Raw genomic sequence first — 19,296 nt, 5'->3', positions numbered from 1 at the left:
TAGGGTTTACAACCCAAAACGGCGGCACAGTTCCAACGACGGGCTGTCCCCGGTAGAGTTTGAGAAGCGGTACGCACTAAACGGCTGACGACTGTCTACAAAAGCCTGGGCGATTCAATCCTTGAAGCCAGCTTCGACATACCGATCTATGGGGGCGGGTCCCTGTCCCGTCCACCAAATGTAGTTTGCGACAGTTTCTCCGTCGGCCTTGGCATCCTTGTACTTACTCAGATGCCCTGTCAGTGCATACTCGACAGCATCAAAGATAGTACTTTTACCGACACCATTTCTGCCATCAACTATGGTGAAATCCTCGGCGAAGTCGACACGTACTCTCTTCCGGTAGCCTCGGAAGCCACACAGGTCAACGTAAGCGAGCTTCACAGGGATTCCTCCAATACTTGGAGCACGACGGACTCATCTGCACCCGAAAGAAATGCGTCGACGGCCCTCAAAGGAAGCTCAGTCGTCCGCTCACGTATCTCCCTCTTCATGTCGACAGCAGCGAGGCGTGGCGCGCTCTGCAGCGGGCGCAGCGGGAGCAGTGCGGCACTGAGATCTGCCAAATCCTGTACGCCGGCTCTGGCAATCTTTCGGGTTCCTCCGAGGTCTTCTTCGATCGCACCCAGCGACACTACTCGTGCATAGTCAGGGATGTCGGGCGTCAGCAATACGAGGTATGTGTTCCATGCTTTGATGCCAGACCTCCTCAGCCCAAACTGATAATTAGCAATGGCTCTGTCGGAGTCCGCCATCCAGTCCTTCATCAGTTCCTCGACGCTGTCGTAGCTGAACAGGAATCCCAGGACACTGCTCCCTTCAAACACGAGTGCCTCGCGCGAGCCGATCGTGACCAGCTCGGTTGTGCAGCCTGCTTCCTTGAGAAGTTCACTACTGGAGTGGAGAATCTTATTCATAGTCCAAGCTCCTGAATGGCTTGTTGCCGCGTAAGCCAACGACCCGCAGCCCCTCTAGTGATTGTCGGCGTCGTGCCAGCTCTGACGATGTTGGAGGGCAATGAGTCCGCTTCGGCGCCAATTGCAATGGTTATATCTGGAGATACGGCGGGGGCCGTCTCTCTTGCATAGGACGCCTCAACCCTATGAAGCGGCTGATTTGGCGTGCGTAGCGTCCTGATCCGTCTCTGGTTGAGAAGCCAATAATGCCCATCGGCATAGGCCCCGGATGCACGAAGCTGGAGCAGGGTCAGCCCAACTGTGCACTCCATTGGGGGTGTACGCATAGTTGCCGGCTGGTTGGGAGTGCATCCCTCCAAGTCACGCCGCATGCGCCACAGGGAATCGTTGTCGACCTCTGGAGGCTCAGTCATCGTTGCGGTGGCGGCATGGCCTGTCAGATCCTGATACTCCTGGGTTCCGCTGCTGATGACTTGCCTTAGAAATGCTTTGGAAAAAGCCGTTCGGAGTGCAGCCAAAAATGCATCGCCCGACGCCTGTACGTGCCAGAACCCGTTCTGGGCAGCGTCACCTATGGCGTAAAGCCCGGGTGCCTTGGCCTGGAACGTCGCGCTGTCCGCTAGGTCGACCACGATGATCTTAGAAGGTCTTATTTGGTCCAGGGCGGTCTGCAAAACTTGGTTGAGGTAGTCCCAGTCAGTCCAATAGCCGACGATAAGGAGATCCCTATCTAGGAGGCGGCTGGACAGCCATTGCGCGCTTGAAGCGATCCGGGCAGCGACAGGGGGGGCATTGATCTGGCCCGGTGCCCACACCATATGGTCGTGATCTTTTTGCCGACACCCATGGATCTTGAGCAATGGCGACGTGCGTGGTGGAAGCGCGGCCATCTGCGCTTGGTCCAGTCCGGTTCCGATTTGGCCGTACAGGAACTGACCTGCGGTCTCGACGAGGACATCTACATTCGTGGTGACGGCTGTTTCGATGCCCTGAACGAGCAAGAGATCGGCCCGCATAGTGGCCTTCATTGGGAGGTGCTGCAAAGATGTTCTGGTCGATTAGAGTCCGAAAGTAGACCGACGCCAACTCATTTCGCTGGAAGAAGAACTCCGCCTGCTCCTCAATAGCTATGGGTAACGGTGGTCGGCCTGCGCCGTGGATTGCGTCATATCTGCGCTTTGCTTCTAACGCAATAGAGTAGGCACTGGGTAGGCTACTGGGTGCGGCCATCGATAGCCCTGCGCCAGCTAATAGCGTCAGTCGCTCGGCAAGCAGTGAATCCAGCGCCGTGTCAATTCCGAGAGCAAAATCGACTTGTTGCATTTTTGCGCCCCCTGCGCGTCTTTTCCTTCCAGCTTGCACATGTGCAAACCGTTAAGCGATCCCTGTGAGCTGTCGCCACGGCCATCATCTATCAAATAGGCCGACGCTTTAAGGGGTGTGCGAAATTCTCATCCGGGCTAGAGATTGGCCCGACACCTGCCTTCCGGTCCATCTCGCAAAGGCGGGGCGCGCTGGTGGGAAACCTGGACATAGCCGTCAGGACGACGGGCATTTGGCCGGGACACTCGTGCCGAAGGTTGATGCGCGAGCCGGCCCTTTTACTCCCCGCGTAAGCTGTATGGCCTTAAGTTACAATGACTTATGAGTGCCGTAGCCCCGGGTCTGATGTGGCGGCCAAGTTTTCCTATGACGTAAAGCACCAACTGGCCGTTTGGGGGCTCTCCAGGCCTGTGACCCTAGATTTTGCAATGGCTTATACGACGCTGGTGGGAATTTCCACCGTTGCGGCCAACTTATGCTGCAAAGATGCGGCCAATTTATGCCTGCGCCCACACTCTGCCCAAGTGCCTTCTTTGTGTCGGCGGAAAAATTGCCGGAAAAATTCAACGCCTGCGAGGTGGATTCACGACCGGTACGCTGTGATCGTATCGGCCTGTCGTCGGCGACTTGTGCCCGCTGCGTCTTGCTTGCCGCCCCGATGCCCGTAGTGTCGGTGATCCCATGGTGGGCCATGCATCGAGAAGCGTTCGCTATCCTCGATCTCACTGCAGCTAACCAGCGGGGGGATCACCCTCCATCGCCCCCGGAGCATCGCAGCGATGCGGCGCGCTCAGCTGCAATATGCTAGCGCATGGGCTCTCGTCAATAGCGTGAACCGGGCAGCCGATAGCTTGTCCGCGGACGGCGGTCCCGCGACCCAGATCAATGTGGAGCAGACGTCTGTAATTCAGTTGTTCTCAAGCCCTCAGTCCGCCGAGACCGATCCCCAAGCGAAGCCTCAGCCAGAGTGGCGGAGCTGGAAACCCATGTAGGTGATCGCCCTCCTGCCGACCTTCCCCGGAAAAATTGATTGCTCAACCCAGAGATCTCGCGCGCTCCGCGACTGCTGTGGACCGGCCAGCGTTTCCACGCCAACTGCCTGACCGGCCTGGCTCCCGCCCACGCCTGGATTCTGTTGCCTCACCGGGGCCACGGCGACTATAGGAATTCTCTGGTGTCAGCGTTTGGCCCTGGATTCCACCGGACAAGCGCCGCGCCCTTCGCATACTCCAGGGTCTGATCGGGGCCAAGGACTTCAAGCTGGAGGCCAGCGCGCAGGTCGTTGCGGTTGGCTTCCTTGGGCGCTTTCGCACAAAAGGCACCCATTTGCCGCGTATCCGTTGAAGCCCGCAGGGTCGCAGACCGCAATGCGAAGCCAACGCCCGCTTGACCAGTCTACCTACTGATAGGTAGACTGTGGCCCGAGGTTGCGCTGGCTCTTAGTGTCGCCTGGGCTACAACGGCATTAGCAAGGAAATGCCGAGCAAGTTTGACAATTTGTTTGGTAGCAAACATAATTGTTTGATGGCTAACAAAATGATCGATACTCGTTCGGTGGGGCGCTGGGCAAAGCTGTGCTACCTCGCCGGGCGCGCAATGATGGACAACGCGCTGCGGGCCCACGGCATTGGCGCGACACAGTGGTACATCCTGCATCAATTGGCTCGCGTCGGTCCGACGATGCAGCGGGACCTCGTTGGATCACTTCAAATTGAACGCGCGACGGTGAGCACCGTTGTTGCCAACCTCGTTCGAAAAGGGTTGGTCGAGCAGATCCCGGACGCCGTCGATCAGCGCCAGAAAATGCTGCGCCTGAGCACGGCAGGAGCCGCACTGTGGAACGAGCTGCCAGATCTTACTTTCATCCGTGACATTGCTTTCAGCGGTTTCTCCGATGCCGACATCGAAACGACGATCCGAGTGCTGAGAACGGCGACTGAACGGCTCCAACAAAAAACGAAAGGGAACAAACCATGACTATTCTCGTTACCGGAGCCACCGGACTGGTCGGCGCGCGCCTGTTGCCGCGCCTCGTTGAAAGAGGAGTAGAGTGCCGGGCCTTGGTACGTCCCGGAAAGAACGGTCCGACCGGCGCAACGGCGGTGGAAGGGGACCTTCTCGACGCCGCATCGCTGGTGGATGCGGTCACAGGTGTCTCGGCGATCATTCACCTGGCCGCGGTATTTCGCACCCAGGACACCGATCTGATCTGGAAAAGCAACCTGGAAGGTACGCGGAGCCTGATCGCTGCGGCCCAGGCGCATGCTCCAGATGCTCGCTTCATCATGGCGAGCACCTCGAACGTCTATGGCAGGAACTCAACGCGCCCAGCGCGTGAGAGCGATATCGTCGAACCGGAACAGGCCTACCCCGCCAGCAAGGTCGAGGCCGAAAAGCTACTTCGGGAGAGCTCGCTCAACTGGTCAATCGTCAGATTCCCATTCGTTTATGGCGATGGCGATGGCCACCTGGAGATGTTGCCAAAGCTCCTTCATCTGTTCGACTTCCATCCCGCCAACCGGATGAGCACGATCCACCATCGTGACATTGCCACCGCCATGGCCATGGCGCTGAAAGGAGTGTTCGATGGTCGCATCGTCAACATATCTGACGATGCGCCGACAACAATATACGAACTGGTTGAACTCGTCGGCGGGACGATGGCGCCGTCATCTGATGCCATGCAGCGCCCATGGTTCCAACATGTCGACGCCTCCCTTGCTCGAAGCCTTGGTTTTCAGCCGACGGTTCGATCAGTACATCAAGCAGCGCACGAAGGGATCATGCAGGCATGACGGCGATAATCTCGTCCCCTATCGTCACCGACGTCGTCAATCCAGCCCCAGGCAAACTCCGCATACAGGCACTGGACGTCATTCGCGGATTGGCGATTCTAGGAATTCTCGCCGTGAACGCTGATGGTTTCGCCGCTCCCCAGTCAGCCTCACTAAAGCCGGCAATGTGGCTCTTTCCCAATGAAGGATGGACCGCCATTTCGTACTGGGTCATGGACACGTTCTTCCATGAGAAGTTTCTGACCATCTTTTCGATGCTGTTCGGTGTGTCGCTCTTTCTTGTCGGGGGTGACGGATCGGATCCGAAGAAGGGAAGGATTCTCGCCCGGCGGCTTGCGATCCTTCTCCTATTTGGTTTGCTGCATGGGTTCGGAATCTGGTGGGGAGACATTCTCTCGCTCTACGCAGTGACCGGCTTCGTGATGCTCTTCTGCCGTAGCTGGCAGCCGAAGCTGTTGATGGGCGTAGGTGTGGTGCTGTATGCGGCAATGGCATTGTCCGCCATTCCCGCTGCAGCCTATCCGTTTGCGTCGCCCTCGGTCCGCGCGGAAGCCGAAGCAGCGCACACTCCTGACCCGGCGGTGCTAGCGGAACGAAAGGCAAAGACGCTGGAAAATATGGCTGAGGCGAAAGCCTCGTGGGTGGGTGCCTATCAGCTCAACACTAAAGAGTATGTAAACCTTCTATCTGGAAACCCTTGGCTTGTCCCGCAGACACTCGCTCTGATGATGATCGGCCTATCTCTGTTCAAAGGCGGCTTTCTAGCCGGGAAATCCAGTCACCGGCGATATGTCGTAGCGATTGCATGGGGAGCGGCCGCTCTTGTTGCCGCAGCTTGGCTCGCCTGGCAGGCGGACGTTCTTGAGCGGCCGGTGCTTGGGGACAAGGGATTGAACCTTCTCCTATCACCAGCGGTCTCGCTCGGCTACGTCGCCGGACTCGTTCTTCTGCTCAGATCCGGTGCGGGAACACTGTTGTCGCCACTGGCCGCGACTGGGCGTATGGCGTTCACCAACTACATCACCCAGTCGCTCGTGATGACCTCGATCTTCTACGGCGGTCGGGGAGCGTTGATGGGCCATGTCGACCGGCCTGGGCTATGGGCGCTCACGATCGCGATCTGGATTTCGCAACTGATCTGGTCTCCACTCTGGCTGTCACGCTTCGAGATGGGACCACTCGAATGGGTGTGGCGCTCCTTGACCGTTGGTCACTGGGTTCCGCTGCGGAAACGCGTCTAGCGCCCATGAGCGGCTGCTGATCGGATCGCGGACGACAACCGCGCCCAATGGCTGGTGGGGCGGCTGGTACCAATGATCTCCAGCGCGGGTCAGCGTGGATTGGTATTGGCAGCTGGCATGGCTACGCTCGATAGGCCGTTCCTGCTCCCTCTACCACTGCTGCTCATCGGTGTTGGGCAGGGCATTGCCGTGCCCGCGCTGGTCGGGCCTGGCTGCGGGTATGGTCAGCGCGGCAATGCAATTCGGGGCCGCGCTGTCAGTCGCCCTGGTCGGCGGTGTCTTCTTCTCCCTGGCACCCGACGGAGCAGGTGCCGATAAGGTCAAATCCGGCTTCGCGGTTGCCTGCCTCATGATCGGCATCGCGATGGCGATCGCGGCGATTCTCAGCCGGAGGCTGGCGGTTACTGTCGCCGTGGACGGCGCCAAGCTCCGCTCGCAAGCACGCTCCAGCACGGCCACAACCGAATAACAATGTCGATGGCTGTTCATGGGAAACACTGGCGCCGCGCCGTTGGCTCACGCCTTTGGGTAATTCGATCCCTGTTGACGTTAGCTGCAAATGTCGCAAAGGACTCCTTGTAGCTGCACTCAGTTCACGCTTCAGAATATCCACCGAAGATCTGATCTCAAACTGCCGGTTCGCTCGTTGACGGTCGTCTTTGCACGGGCGCAGCATGCCCGTGTCACCGCACAATCGGCGACCGGGATTTGCAGCCCGTACTGTTGTAAGGCGCACCAGCGCCCATCGTCCGATGCACGGCGCTTCACGATGCACAAGAAAGGAACTCAGCCATGTTATCCGAGACGCTCACCGCGCCTACGCGCACATCCGTCGACTTCACCCACTACTTCGGCCAGATCGCCGATACCCTGGAGTGGGGGAGCTCCACCTGGCTTACGCTCGAAGGCCATCTGACTGTCAACGACACACCCTTCGAGTCACTGACGCTCAGCGACGTCATGCATGCCATTCACGCCACCCGCAGCGCTCACCCTGAAGCACCGGGTACCCTGGTCAACCGGTTGATCGGCGTAGACGACGTATCCAGAAAGGACCTGTTCCGGGTCATTCGCGAACTGTTGCGCATCTACGACCTGCGCATCGTGGAGCTGCTTGCGTTGATCGATATCCTGGAACACTGCCCGGGCAATGTGGAAGACCTGACCATCAGGAACCTGCTGGCGCTGATCTCCGTCGTGGATGTCTACAATTCGCCTCTGACGCCCGCGGCTGTTACGGAAGCCACCAAGGCGGCTGCGGCGATGCACTAACCTCCGTCCGGTGTCCGTGACTGTTCGGCTGGAGTACGGATGGTGGAAGCGCGGCCCGTGCATTGCGCTGCGGGCTGTGCGGGGAGCCGCCGGACCAACGGTCCGGCGGTACCGTTGCCCCGTTGGCCCTACAGAATGTTCACAACTCCGGTTCCACACTGCCTTACGCCTACAGGGCAGTTCTGGAGAAGGCTCATGCGTCTGCGCATCAACGTTGCGTTGCTCACTGCTGCCATCGCGGTTGCCGGAGCAGCCGGGTGTTCCCAGCAGAACCAAGAGGCACGCGAGAATGGTGTTCCTGTCGGCATGGCCAATCCGGCGTCCGAGTACTGCGTGAAACGCGGTGGAAAGGTCATGATTGAGAAGGACAGGAACGGCGACGAGCGTGGCATCTGCCACCTGCCGAACGGTGACAGGATCGATGAGTGGGAACTATTCCGCCGGGACGCTCCGGAGAAGCAGGGGTAGCGCCCGACTCCTGTTGGTTCTGAAGCCGTTCGGCAATGGGGGCGACTGGCGCGCACTCGTGGGCCGCCCTACGTTGTGTCGCTCCAGCAACCCACCCTCAACCAAGGCGCTTGGATCGCGCGAAGCGGTGGGATGCGAAATCTGGTGGCGACCTGCCGATCATCCGTCCACGATGGGCGAAGAGCAAAGCCGGGTCGAGGCTGCGCGTCGCACTAATGAATGAGAAGGCGTCCTGGCTGAGTTGAAGGCCGATTCATCGGCGTGCAGGGGGCTTCACGGGGCTGCGCGCCACGCTCACGGGAGGGAGCATAGCGTCAATGCTTCGCTCAACCACCACCCGGAGAACCAGTATGGCGATCAAGACAGCGGAAGACCTGTTCATCCACGAGCTCTCGGATATCTACAGCGCAGAAAAGCAGCTCACCAAGGCGCTCCCGCGCTTGGCGCGGGCCGCATCCAACCCGGATCTTTCTGCGGCCTTCGAAACCCATCTGGAAGAGACCCAGGGCCAGATCGAGCGTATCGACCAGGTGGTGGAGCTATTGGGCATCCACCTCAAGCGCATCAAGTGCGCCGCCATGGAGGGTCTCGTTGAGGAAGGTAAGGAGGCCATCGACAGCATCGAGAAAGGCCCGGTGCGTGACGCTGCGCTGATCGGTGGTGCACAGAAGGTTGAGCACTATGAGATCGCGTCCTACGGCACCATCGCCGCGCTCGCCAAGCAGCTTGGCTACAAGGACGCCGTTCCGCTGTTGCTGGAAACGCTGGCAGAGGAGAAGGCAACCGACGAGAAGCTGACCACCCTGGCAAAATCCGGGGGCAACGCCAGGGCTGCGCAGGCTGCCTGAGTAACGCTGCAGCGTCCCCGCCAACAGCCCGGCGCGCAGGTAATGAGCGGCACGTGCCGCTCATCAAGATGCCTACCTATCATTCGAGGCTGCAATGGCATGTGGAAAAGAAACAGTCTCTCAATTGTGCTGTTCCTGCTGCTGGCCTGTTTTCTGGCAGGCCAGGTCTGGACGGGATTCCTCGCCCACAACCAGGAACTCGCGGATGCGCACCGGGCGGGCCTGGATTTATGGGGTTACCTGCGCAGTGGTCACTTCGTCAGTGCCACGTTCGAGAATTGGGAAAGTGAATTTCTGCAGATGGGGATGTACGTACTGCTGACCGTGACCCTCCGGCAGAAGGGATCGGCCGAATCCAGGCCTATCGACCCGGAAGAGGAGCAGGAGCGCATCGCGCCCGGTCCCGCGCCTTGGGCAGTGCGCAGGGGCGGAGTGTGGACGTCTCTCTACGGGCATTCGTTGGCAATCGCCTTCACTGCGCTCTTCCTGATGAGTTTCTGCCTGCATCTTGCAGGCAGTTGGCGTGCGGAAGTGGAGCAGCAGGTGGCACGCGGACGTGTACCACCCACATGGTGGGAGCACCTGTGCAGCAGCAGCTTCTGGTTCGAGTCGTTCCAGAACTGGCAGAGCGAGTTCCTGGCGGTGCTGGCACTGGTGATCCTTACCATCTTCCTTCGCCAGAAGGATTCGCCCCAGTCCAAGCCGATGGCGGCCCCACACAGCCAGACGGGCGATTGAACGGCCGGTGCCTGCCCATGAAGAAGCACAATCCGGCCCTGCTCATCATAGATATGTTCACCCGTTTCGACTTTCCGGAGGCGAAGGACGTTGAACCGGGCGCGATGCGGGCGGCGCGTCAGATCGCTCGGCTCGTACGTCATTTTCGCACGCGCGGCCTACCCGTCATCTATGCCAATGACAATTTTGCCAACTGGCAGATGGACTTCAAGGAACTTGTGCAGGTGTGCCTGGCCACAGAGGGTGCGTCCTCGACGATAGCCAAGGTATTGCGTCCGCAGGCCGGCGACTATTTCATCCTCAAGCCCAAGCATTCCGCCTTCCTCGCCACTCCCCTGGCCGTGCTGCTGGCCAAGCTGGGTGTCAGCGAGCTGGTAGTAACCGGGATGACCGCCGAGTCCTGCGTGGCGGCAACGTGCTTCGACAGTAACGCCCGTGAGTACGACACCGTGGTTGTCAGGGAGGCGGTGGCAGGCATTGCGGACCGCAAAGCAAGCGCGCTGCGCCTGCTGCAGAATTCCAAGGCCGCAGAGGTAATTCAGTTGAGCAGCTATCTGCGCCGCTGATTGCATGAAGCCTGCGGCTGTCTGGTCTGTGCCTTGGCGCGAGCGCCGAGTGATCGAGGCCCCTGCATTACACCAGGGGCCTCGATGTCATGCGTCGCCGGACCAACGGTCCGGCGCTACCGGGAGGTGTTGGCGGGCGGGGGCGGCCGGCGCATGCCCGGGAAGGCGATCTGCCTGGCAGCACGGAGGTGGTCGACTACCTTGACGACCTCGTAATCGGTCTTCGCCCCCGATTGGGTTTGCCACTGGGTAACTCTTACCTCGCAGATCAGAACATCTCCCTTGCTGAAAGAGATCGTGTTGGAGTTCACACCCAGCAGGAAGTCGGCGTCGGAGATTCTGGCGTTGATCGTGGCATTGCCGTCCGAGAGCCGCCACTTGTTCTCGTCTTTGAAGGCGAGCGACACAATCGAGAGCGCCATCTTCCTGGTGTCATCGAGAATCGGTATGTCTTGATCAGCCGGGGCGGAAAAGAAGCGGCGTTCATCCCCTCTGACGATCAACGCGAAGGATGATTGATCGCCCGCGGCAAATGTATCGATACCCTCGCGATCCAAGGGGGCAAGAACCCGGTCGAAAGCCTGGCGCACGGAAACGTCGCTCAGCAGCACCAGTACCTCGGATTCGACGTCCAACGTGTCCGACTCAGAGAAGAGCGTGACGTTTCCATCCTCGTTCATCTGCACATGGGTGATGCTGCGGCCTCGAAGCCACGCGAGCACCTGCGCGAGTCCCTTGTATCCGGCCCTGGCCGTGAGGCCCAGCGCGGTCAGAACCGCTGTCGCGTTCGCGATAGCGGCCATGCCATCGCCGGAGAAGATGTCCTTTGCGGCCCTCAGGAAGTTGAGCGCTGTCGTGAAATCGACGTTGAAGCTGCCGGTTTTGAACGAGCCTTTTACGTTGATCTGCGCTTTGGCGCGATCCCCATGTAGTGCGCGCACGCTTGATTCGAGAAGATCGGCCATTGCCATTAGCGCGGGCGCCAGTTCCCTGGCATCCATCTCATGCGTGGCCAAAGCGGGGCCGTCGTAGGTAATCCGAAACTGCGTCATGTCGCCCATGGCAGGTGAGTGTTCCCTCATCCGTTGAGTGCCTGTTGAAGGCATGGAGCCCCCCAAGGCCAGTCTGCCTGGGGCGTAGACGGAGGAACTTATCACCGTTGATGCGGCGGGTTCTGTGACCGCTACCGGTCACTTGCAGATTGCATGCGCCGCCGTGGACGTAGTTCTTCGGCGGGTGGAAGGTGCATCAATCGATTCGTTGATATCAATAGATTCGATATATCAACGACCTATAAAGTTTGACCAGGTTTTATAGCAACTTGATGGCAAGATCGAACGCCTTGTCTTGGGTGGGCGATCACCGCCCAGCTCGGCCTGGTGCGCCAGGCTGCATGCGTCGAACTTGGAAGGCTTGATGAAACCAAAGGCGTCACTGCAGGTCTCCATCTCGAACTCAGGCGTGGGCGCGAAACCGATGTACGCCGGACCAGCGGTCCGGCGCAACCGTCAACATCACTTCTGCTGCAGGAACGCCAGCAGATCCTGGTTGACCTTGTCCTTGTGCGTCTCGGTCAGGCCGTGCGGCGCGCCGGGGTACACGATCAGCTTGGCGCCCTTGATCTGCTTGGCCGACATGCGGCCGCCAACGTCGATCGGAACGACCTGGTCGTCGTCGCCATGGATGACCAGGGTCGGTACGTCGAACCGCTTCAGGTCCTCACGGAAGTCGGTAGCGGAAAACGCGGCGACCGAGTCGTAGGTGTTCTTGATTCCACCCAGCATGCCCTGTGCCCGCCAGGAGTCGATCAGCGCCTGGTTCGGCGTTGCGCCGGGGCGGTTGTAGCCATAGAACGGGCCGCTTGCCACGTCGCTGAACAGCTGCGCGCGGTTCTCCAGCTGGCCCTTGCGCAGGCCGTCAAAGACCTCGACCGGCACGCCGCCGGGGTTGTCGGCGGTCTTGAGCATGAAGGGCGGCACCGCGCTGATCAGCACCGCCTTCTTGACCCGGCCGGTGCCATGGCGGCCGATGTAGCGCGCCACTTCGCCGCCACCGGTGGAAAAGCCCACCACGGTGATGTCCTTCAGATCCAGCGTGTTGATTACCGTGGCCAGGTCGTCGGCGTAGTGATCCATGTCGTTGCCTTCCCATGGCTGGCTGGAGCGGCCATGGCCACGGCGGTCGTGTGCGACCACGCGGTAGCCTTTCTCGGCCAGGAACATCATCTGCGCGTCCCAGCTGTCTGAATCCAGCGGCCAACCATGGCTGAAGGTCACCACCGGGCCATCCTTCGGGCCCCAGTCCTTGTAATAGAGCTGCACGCCGTCGGCGGTGGTGATGGTGCTGGAGGTGTGGGCAATGGCAGCAGGGGCGGCCGTGTGCGACGGCCCGGCGGCCTGTGCCGCAGCGCCAGCCTGGACGCCAAGTGCCAGCGCGGTGGCGGCCAGGGTACGGGTGATCGTGTTCATCGGTAGATCTCCTGCGAAGGGGTAGAGGGGGATGCGACAGGCGTTACATTGGACCCCTCGGCTGGATCCGGAGTGACTGAAAGTCCTCGAAACTTTACCGAGGGTACAAATCGATTCGGAGGGCTCAGAAGTCCCAGAACACCGGCACCCAACGGAAGGCGCCGCCGTCTGCCGAGACGCGGCCCACCGACGGAAACGGCAAGTGGGTGGCTACCAGCATCTCGCCGGTACCGGCCAGTTCGTTGAGCAGGGTGATGCGCACCTGCGCGGCACCTTCAGGGTCGTGCTCGAAGCCGTTGTGCCAGTTCGGCTGCTCGAAGCCGACCGCGAAGATGGCGTCACCGGCAAAGGTCAGTGCTTCGCCGTTTGAGTTCAAACGCACCACGCTGTGGCCGGGTGTGTGACCGCCGGTGCGCCGCGCGGTAACGCCGGGTGCGATCTCGTGCTCATCTTCAAAGGTGCGCACGTAGCTCCCGTACTCGGCCAGGAAGTGGGTAGCGGTGGCGCGCAGCGCATCCGGGAAGCCCGGCGGCATGTTGGTGCGGGTGAAGTCGGGCGACTTCCAGAACGCCACTTCGGAGGCGGCCACATGGATGCGCAGGTCCGGGCGCAGCTGCGCCTTCACCCCGTCCACCAGCAGGCCACCGATGTGGTCCATGTGCAGGTGGGTGATCACCACGTCGGTGATCTCGCCCAGGTCGATGCCGGACGCGCCAAGGCGACGGATCAGCTGGCCGGCACGCGGCAGGTTCAGATCAGGATCCATGCCGAGGCCGGCGTCGATCAGGATGTTGCGGTCGCCGCTGCGGACCACCATGACGTTCAATGCCCAGTCAAGCGCATCCGGCGGCAGATACATCTCTTTGAACCACGGCGCGCGTTCGGCCGCGGAGACGTTGTGGCCGAGCATCTGGGTGGGCAGTGGCAGCACGCCGTCGCTGACCACCAGGACGTCGATATCGCCGATCCTGAGCGCGTAACGTGAGGGAACAAGCTCGTCGAGCGCAGGCGCAGGCGGGGCTACGGTGTTTTCCAGGCTGAACATGAGGAAATCTCCTTGGCGGGGTCCACGGCAGGGGCGCCGTGCGGGATCAGCCTAGGGAAGGAGGCGTGTCGCCAGTAGATCCGCGGGAGGGCTCACACTGTTGCCCCTCAGGCAGCAATGGCAGGAACCGCTTCATCGGTCGTGTGCTGTTATGGTGGCGATGCGCGGAGGACCACGACATGGATGAGGTGATCAGGAGATATTGGAAATGGGGTGCGCTGCAGATCGTGCTCGCGGTAGCAGTGTCGGCGTTCGTGTTCTGGCTGCAACGCCGCCAGTGGATGGCGGCGCCACCTGAACCTGGCACCGAGATCTACGCTCATGACTGGAGCTTCCAGTGGATGGTCTTTGCGGTGCTCTGGGCGCCATCGGTGCTGCTGGCGACCTATGTGCTGCTAGGCCTTGAGCTGCTGGCGCTCAGGGTATGGCGGCCCAAGGCTTTCGAGCAGGGCAGCTGAAAAACATGCGGTGGCTCCATGACGGCCACCACCGCATGCCCGGTTTGCCTGGATCAGAACTTCCAAACCACCCGCGCGTAGTAGAACCCGCCGTTGAAGCCATAGGGTGAATGCACCGGGTACTCGGCACCGGCCACACCCGACCACGGATTCTTCGCCGGTACGCGGTCGAACAGGTTCTGCGCGCCCAGGCTGAAGTACAGGCCCGAATCGAACTTCCAGCCCACTTCGGCATCGACAATCAACGCACTGCCGCCATGGATCGGCAGGCCGCCGTCGGCAGCCGAAATCACGCCGCTGTCCAGGTGGTCCTCATACCCGGAGCTGTAAGGGCTCCCCGCGCCGATTGCCGGGCGGCGGGCGAAGTACCCGCTACGAGATCAATCAAGGCGTTTCAAGCGACGCCTGAAGTGCAGTTGCAAGTGCAGCATCACCGCTGACCAGGTCCTCCCAGCGCAGGTTCAGGCGGTTGCCCAATGACGGCCGAAACGGCCTGCTCCAACAGACCACGCACGGCAGCCGGAGAAAGATCCGGGTCGCGCACGGCGCGCATCGCCAGCCCCTCCACGGTGACCCGGAACCGCAGCGTGCGCGCATGCAGGTCGGCGTCATCAATGGCGGCGCCGCGCGCCTGGTCATGCTGCTTCAACCACGCCTGGATGCTATCGGAGGCAGCTTTGTCGTGCCGGCGCAGCACCTCGGCCACCAGCGGATCGCGCTGCGCTTCGGCGGTGATCTCCGCATACAACGCCACGCTGGCAATGGCCGTGTCGTGCCGACCGATGGATTCCCCGCGCGCCCACAGCTGGTAGCAGCCCAGCAGCGCATCGACCAGGCCCAGCGACGCCGGCATCTGCCCGATCGAGCGGCGATCGGCGTCCAGCTGGCGTTCGATCAGCGCCAGGATCATCGCGCGTTTGTTGTTGAAATAGCGATACATCAGCCCCTGGCTGATGCCCGCCTCGGCGGCGATGGTGCTGATGGACGCCGCGTGGAAACCGTGCGCGATGAAACAACGCTGGGCCGCGTCCAGGATGCGCGTGCGTTGGCTTTCGGCACGCCCCTGGGCGGTGCTGGTGGAATCTGAAGAGGGCAGGTCGGGCGGCGTCATTGTCGGTCTGAGCAGTCATCCATGCCGACAGCGTAGACGATTGAACGTGAGAATGAATGGTCATTCATTTGTCATTTGGGGTGCGCAGACTGCGCCGGCTGGCCCACCTATCACATGACGGACCCCCATGCGTCTCTCCCTTCCCCGTGTCGCCCTGCGTCGTCAGGTGCTTGCCCTTTCCATCGCCACGCTGCTGCCGTCGCTGGCCTTCGCGGAGGCGGCACTGCCCGCCGATGCCACCGCCGAGGCTCGCGATGTGGTCGCACTGGACCAGGTGGTGGTGACCGCGCAGAAGCGCGCCACCAACCTGCAGGAAACGCCCATCTCGGTGACCGTGTTCGACGCCGGCATGCTGAAGGACCGCAGCGCCATCTCGCTGGGCAGCCTGGCCGACGGCTCCATCCCATCGCTGCGGGTGACCCCGTTCGCGACCCGCAGTTCGGCGCTGAACATCGGCATCCGTGGCATCGGCGCATCGGGCGACGCCAACCAGCCGGCGCGCGATGCCGGCGTGGGCATCTACGTGGATGGCGTGTTCCTGGGTCGTTCGCAGGGCTTGGGCACGATGCTGTATGACGTGGATCGCATTGAAGTGCTGAAGGGCCCGCAGGGAACTTTGTTTGGCCGCAACACCGAAGGCGGCGCGATCAGCATCGTGACGAAGACGCCGACCGGCGAGTTCGGCGGCTCGGTCAGCGCGGGCGTTTCCAACTACAGCGGCTACAACACCGGCCTGCACCTGGACCTGCCGAAGGTGGGCGATGTCAGCGTCAAAATCGACGCGGTGCAGGCCAAGCGCGGCGGCACCACCGACAACCCGATGCGTGGCGAACGGGACTTCAACAGCTACGACAAGCGCGGCGCGCGCATCAGCGCGCTGTGGGAGCCGACCGACACCTTCTCGGCGCTGTATGCCTTCGACCGCTCCTATGACGCCACCACGCCGTACCACACCCAGGTGTTGGTGCCGGGCGCTTACCTGAGTCCACTGCAGAAGGCCGGTGCGAGCACCGACCGACGCGACAGTTCGATCCTCGGCGGCCCGCAGGAAGACAACATCGGTCGCACCAGCGGCCACCTGCTGAACATGGGGTGGACCCTGGGCGACAGCCTCGAATTGAAGTCGATCAGCTCCTACCGCGAACTGGAACAGGGCCAGTTCGACATGGGGCTGGTCGATGCGATCTCCGCCTACGGTGGCGCCAACACGCCGTTCGGGCGCTACAGCCTGGCGCAGGTGTACCAGCACCAGTACAGCCAGGAATTCCAGCTGATCGGCAGCACCTCGCAGGTGCAGTACCTGGTCGGTGCGTTCTATTACCACGAGACCGCCGGCGACAACGCGCAGACCCCCAACATGCTGCTGTGGGGGCCGGGCGGCAACAGCTACACGCTCAACCCGGCCACCAACCCGCTGAACCTGGCCAACGTGCGCATCGACCGCGCCAGCAAGGCATGGACCGACAGCCTTGGCATCTTCGGGCAGGCAACCTGGACCCCGGCGTCGCTGGAAAACCTGCACCTCACCGCCGGCGGCCGCTACACGCGCGATGACAAGAACGGCAGCCTGTATATCGTCAATGGTGCCGCCACCCAGCTGACCTTCGATGATTCATGGGGCCGGTTCGATCCGATGGTCAATGTCGCCTACGACGTGGGCGACAACGCAATGGTCTACGCCAAGTACAGCACCGGCTTCAAGGCGGGCGGCGCCAACTCGCGCTCCACCACCTACACCGCGTTCGATCCGGAAGAGGTGACCGCGTTCGAGCTGGGCTTCAAATCGCAGTTCTGGGACAACCGCGCGCGCTTCAACCTGGCGCTGTTCGATTCGAAGATCGACCACAAGCAGATGGACTTCACCCTGCCGTTCGACCCGAACAGCGGTGAGACCCGCACCACGATGGTCACCACCAATGCCAATGGCAAAAGCACCTCGCGCGGCGCGGAGCTGGAGCTCAGCATCATGCCGGTGGATAACCTGACCCTGGGCTTCACCCACGCCTACACCGACATCGATTCGCTGACCACCACCGATCCGTTCGGTGCCGGGGTGGAAGTCACCGTGCAGCCGCTGCTTGCACCGAAGCATGCCAGCAGTGCGTCGGTCGATTACTGGGTGCCGTTCGCGAACACGGCGGCACTGAAGTTCCATGTTGATGGCAACTGGTCCGATGGGTTCTACACCAGTGAGTACGACCAGATGCTGACTGACAGCGCGTTCGTGGTGAACGCGCGTGTTGCCCTGGTGGACCTGCCACTCAACGCAGACGGTGCCACGCTGGATGTCTCGCTCTGGGCGCGCAACCTGCTGGACGAAGAACATCTGTTCTACAAGCTCAACAACGCCTCGCTCGGCCAGTCCGGCATTTTCAACGACCCGCGCACCTATGGCCTGGAACTGGCCGTGCGCTTCTGAACACTTGGAGCAAGCAGATGAACGCCAACCACCCGATCAACCTGAGCCTGGCCATCGCGCTGGCCCTGTCCCCGCTGCTGGCCCTTGCCGCCGCGCCTGCGGCCGAAACGACGGCGCCCACCGCTGCGGTCGCGCCACCGGCTGCACCGGCCAATGCCACCCCGCGCGCCGACGACGCACAGCGTGTGCTTCGGCTGGAAGGTGCCTGGAACGTGCGTACCTTCGCCGGCCTGAAGGGCCACAAGGGTCCGATTCCGGCGATGGCCTTCGTGCGCACCGCCGACCTGAGCCGGCTGACCGTCGCCGACCGCGATGCGCTGGCTGCCGCTGGGGTAAAACTGGACATCGATCTGCGCACCGCCGATGAAGAGCAGCAGTCGCATGACGTGCTGGCCGATGATGCGCGTTTCGACTACCAGCGCATTTCGCTGATGGGCACGGAGAAGATGGACCTGGGCAAGATGATGACCAGCTTCCCCGACACGCTGGGCGAAGCCTACGTGCAGTGGCTGGGCAGCAACAAGCCGCAGTTCCTGCAGGTATTCCAGCGCATCGCCGCACAGCAGGACGGTGCGGTGCTGTACCACTGCACCGCCGGCAAGGACCGCACCGGCATCATCTCCGGCATCCTGCTCGACCTGGCCGGCGTGCCGCGCGCGGATATCGTGCACAACTACGCCTTGTCGGCGCACTACCTGGAAGGCCAGCCCAAGGACAGCGCGATGAACGCGCAGATGATGGCGCTGGTGAAGCAGCATCCGGAGATCGCGAAGAAGATGGCCGGCATGGGGGGCACCGCGCCGGCGAACATGGAGATGTTCCTGGACGCGCTGCACCAGCAGTACGGTGGCGCGGCCGGGTTCCTCAAGGCGGTGGGGCTGAGCGAGGCTGAAATCCACAGCCTGCAGGTCCGCCTGGGCCAGGCCGGCTGATCCGCATGGGCGACGCAGGTCACGGCTTGGGCGGGCGCTCGTAGTCGTCCGGCTTGGCGGTCTGTTCCTGTTCGGGCATGTCCTTATATTCGACCGCAAGGAGGAGGATTGTCGCAAGGTGATCCTCACCCCCTGACATGGACCGGCTCTCCGACCATGCCGCGCCCGCGCTGGACGCCATCGCACGCGAATGCCTCTCCCGCCAGCCGACGCTGCCGCACAGCACGCCGTGGTGCGCGCGTGCTGCAGTATCCGGTCTGGGCCTGGCATTGGCTGGACCCGGATGCCGACGCCGGACCTTGGCCAACTGCACAACGCATCGGCATGTGCGGTGCTGCGCAGGGACGCAAACGGCAAGCCATGGCGGCCTTTGCCACACAGACCGGCCCGGCATCCGGAAATGTGGCCGGTGGGCCGCTTCGACCTGATCGTGGTCAGCGGGGTGGACTACTACCTCCCGCCGCAGGACGTGGTCTCGCTGGCGGCCCGGCTGCACGACAGCCTGACCGGGGACGGCCTGCTGCTGGCCTGCCATTGGCTGCACCCGTTCGATATCGCCGTGATCGTGCCCGCCCATGACGAGGCCCGTTCGATCGGCAGTGCTGCCGCACGCGCTGAGGGCGTTCATTCCCGCTTTTCCACCTTCGGCGCCGCTGGAGCTGCTGCGCAGCGTGCGCGCCATGTTGTGACTGCAG

The 19,296-nt window shown here is 61.8% G+C and carries 21 protein-coding genes; 12 read left to right on the top strand and 9 right to left on the bottom strand.

Features of this window, described 5'->3' with window-relative positions; translation table 11 throughout:
• Nucleotides 1–114: 114 nt before the first annotated feature.
• From J7J08_RS05515 to J7J08_RS05505, 3 genes are read right to left on the bottom strand one after another with little or no spacing between them, the layout of a single operon-like run.
• Nucleotides 115–384 carry an AAA family ATPase gene (locus J7J08_RS05515; protein WP_214902389.1) on the bottom strand — a complete coding sequence of 90 codons (270 nt, stop codon included), beginning with the start codon at nt 382–384 and terminating at the stop codon, nt 115–117.
• A complete protein-coding gene (locus J7J08_RS05510; RefSeq protein WP_214902386.1) occupies nt 381–917 on the bottom strand; it encodes a hypothetical protein in 537 nt (178 codons plus the stop codon). The genes J7J08_RS05515 and J7J08_RS05510 overlap by 4 nt, the downstream gene beginning before the upstream one ends.
• Nucleotides 914–1,945, bottom strand: a complete 1,032-nt coding sequence (locus J7J08_RS05505; RefSeq protein ID WP_214902383.1) for an SIR2 family protein — start codon at nt 1,943–1,945, stop codon at nt 914–916. The genes J7J08_RS05510 and J7J08_RS05505 overlap by 4 nt, the downstream gene beginning before the upstream one ends.
• Nucleotides 1,946–3,776: 1,831 nt before the next feature.
• Here J7J08_RS05505 and J7J08_RS05500 point away from each other — a divergent pair.
• The 9 genes from J7J08_RS05500 (at nt 3,777) to J7J08_RS05460 (ending at nt 10,168) form a co-directional block, all read left to right on the top strand.
• The gene (locus J7J08_RS05500; protein ID WP_214902380.1) at nt 3,777–4,217 is read left to right on the top strand and encodes a MarR family transcriptional regulator; all 441 of its coding nucleotides are present in this window, start codon (nt 3,777–3,779) and stop codon (nt 4,215–4,217) included.
• Nucleotides 4,214–5,035, top strand: a complete 822-nt coding sequence (locus tag J7J08_RS05495; protein WP_214902377.1) for an NAD(P)-dependent oxidoreductase — start codon at nt 4,214–4,216, stop codon at nt 5,033–5,035. Before J7J08_RS05500 ends, J7J08_RS05495 begins: the two co-directional genes overlap by 4 nt.
• Entirely contained in the window at nt 5,032–6,276 is a 1,245-nt protein-coding gene (locus J7J08_RS05490) for a DUF418 domain-containing protein (RefSeq protein WP_214902375.1), read from the top strand. The genes J7J08_RS05495 and J7J08_RS05490 overlap by 4 nt, the downstream gene beginning before the upstream one ends.
• A gap of 235 nt (nt 6,277–6,511) precedes the next feature.
• Nucleotides 6,512–6,745: a hypothetical protein gene (locus J7J08_RS05485; RefSeq protein ID WP_214902373.1), complete on the top strand. Its 234-nt coding sequence runs from the start codon at nt 6,512–6,514 to the stop codon at nt 6,743–6,745.
• Between the two features lie 323 nt (nt 6,746–7,068).
• Entirely contained in the window at nt 7,069–7,548 is a 480-nt protein-coding gene (locus tag J7J08_RS05480) for a hypothetical protein (protein ID WP_214902371.1), read from the top strand.
• A 195-nt stretch (nt 7,549–7,743) separates the two neighbouring features.
• A complete protein-coding gene (locus J7J08_RS05475) occupies nt 7,744–8,016 on the top strand; it encodes a DUF333 domain-containing protein (RefSeq protein WP_214902369.1) in 273 nt (90 codons plus the stop codon).
• A 350-nt stretch (nt 8,017–8,366) separates the two neighbouring features.
• Nucleotides 8,367–8,864 carry a ferritin-like domain-containing protein gene (locus tag J7J08_RS05470; RefSeq protein WP_214902367.1) on the top strand — a complete coding sequence of 166 codons (498 nt, stop codon included), beginning with the start codon at nt 8,367–8,369 and terminating at the stop codon, nt 8,862–8,864.
• Nucleotides 8,865–8,963: 99 nt separating this feature from the next.
• Nucleotides 8,964–9,602, top strand: coding sequence for a DUF6766 family protein (locus J7J08_RS05465; protein ID WP_214902365.1), 639 nt, complete (start codon nt 8,964–8,966; stop codon nt 9,600–9,602).
• A 17-nt stretch (nt 9,603–9,619) separates the two neighbouring features.
• On the top strand, nt 9,620–10,168 hold the full coding sequence (locus tag J7J08_RS05460; protein WP_214902363.1) for an isochorismatase family cysteine hydrolase: 549 nt from the start codon (nt 9,620–9,622) through the stop codon (nt 10,166–10,168).
• 116 nt (nt 10,169–10,284) lie between these two features.
• On the opposite strand, the gene J7J08_RS05455 is transcribed toward J7J08_RS05460, so the two are convergent.
• From J7J08_RS05455 to J7J08_RS05445, 3 genes are all read right to left on the bottom strand, one after another.
• The gene (locus J7J08_RS05455) at nt 10,285–11,229 is read right to left on the bottom strand and encodes a hypothetical protein (RefSeq protein WP_214902360.1); all 945 of its coding nucleotides are present in this window, start codon (nt 11,227–11,229) and stop codon (nt 10,285–10,287) included.
• Nucleotides 11,230–11,682: 453 nt separating this feature from the next.
• Nucleotides 11,683–12,636: an alpha/beta hydrolase gene (locus J7J08_RS05450; RefSeq protein WP_214902357.1), complete on the bottom strand. Its 954-nt coding sequence runs from the start codon at nt 12,634–12,636 to the stop codon at nt 11,683–11,685.
• Nucleotides 12,637–12,760: 124 nt separating this feature from the next.
• The gene (locus J7J08_RS05445) at nt 12,761–13,681 is read right to left on the bottom strand and encodes an MBL fold metallo-hydrolase (protein ID WP_214902354.1); all 921 of its coding nucleotides are present in this window, start codon (nt 13,679–13,681) and stop codon (nt 12,761–12,763) included.
• Nucleotides 13,682–13,860: 179 nt separating this feature from the next.
• On the opposite strand from J7J08_RS05445, the gene J7J08_RS05440 reads away from it, so the two are divergent.
• Nucleotides 13,861–14,139, top strand: a complete 279-nt coding sequence (locus J7J08_RS05440) for a hypothetical protein (RefSeq protein ID WP_214902351.1) — start codon at nt 13,861–13,863, stop codon at nt 14,137–14,139.
• Nucleotides 14,140–14,192: 53 nt separating this feature from the next.
• On the opposite strand, the gene J7J08_RS05435 is transcribed toward J7J08_RS05440, so the two are convergent.
• Nucleotides 14,193–14,432 carry a TonB-dependent receptor gene (locus J7J08_RS05435; protein WP_214902348.1) on the bottom strand — a complete coding sequence of 80 codons (240 nt, stop codon included), beginning with the start codon at nt 14,430–14,432 and terminating at the stop codon, nt 14,193–14,195.
• Nucleotides 14,433–14,569: 137 nt separating this feature from the next.
• Nucleotides 14,570–15,250, bottom strand: a complete 681-nt coding sequence (locus J7J08_RS05430; protein ID WP_214902345.1) for a TetR/AcrR family transcriptional regulator — start codon at nt 15,248–15,250, stop codon at nt 14,570–14,572.
• 127 nt (nt 15,251–15,377) lie between these two features.
• Between J7J08_RS05430 and J7J08_RS05425 the strand changes: the two genes are divergently transcribed.
• Both J7J08_RS05425 and J7J08_RS05420 read left to right on the top strand, forming a co-directional pair.
• A complete protein-coding gene (locus J7J08_RS05425; RefSeq protein WP_214902343.1) occupies nt 15,378–17,669 on the top strand; it encodes a TonB-dependent receptor in 2,292 nt (763 codons plus the stop codon).
• Between the two features lie 17 nt (nt 17,670–17,686).
• Complete coding sequence (locus J7J08_RS05420; protein ID WP_214902341.1) at nt 17,687–18,601, top strand: tyrosine-protein phosphatase; 915 nt, start codon at nt 17,687–17,689, stop codon at nt 18,599–18,601.
• A 19-nt stretch (nt 18,602–18,620) separates the two neighbouring features.
• Here J7J08_RS05420 and J7J08_RS05415 read toward each other — a convergent pair whose 3' ends face one another.
• Entirely contained in the window at nt 18,621–19,283 is a 663-nt protein-coding gene (locus J7J08_RS05415; protein WP_214902339.1) for a hypothetical protein, read from the bottom strand.
• Nucleotides 19,284–19,296: the final 13 nt, after the last annotated feature.

Source organism: Stenotrophomonas sp. ISL-67, assembly GCF_018612915.1.
Classification (GTDB): domain Bacteria; phylum Pseudomonadota; class Gammaproteobacteria; order Xanthomonadales; family Xanthomonadaceae; genus Stenotrophomonas.
Note: the sequence above shows the minus strand (reverse complement) of the source record. Positions and strands in the feature narration are given on the sequence as shown.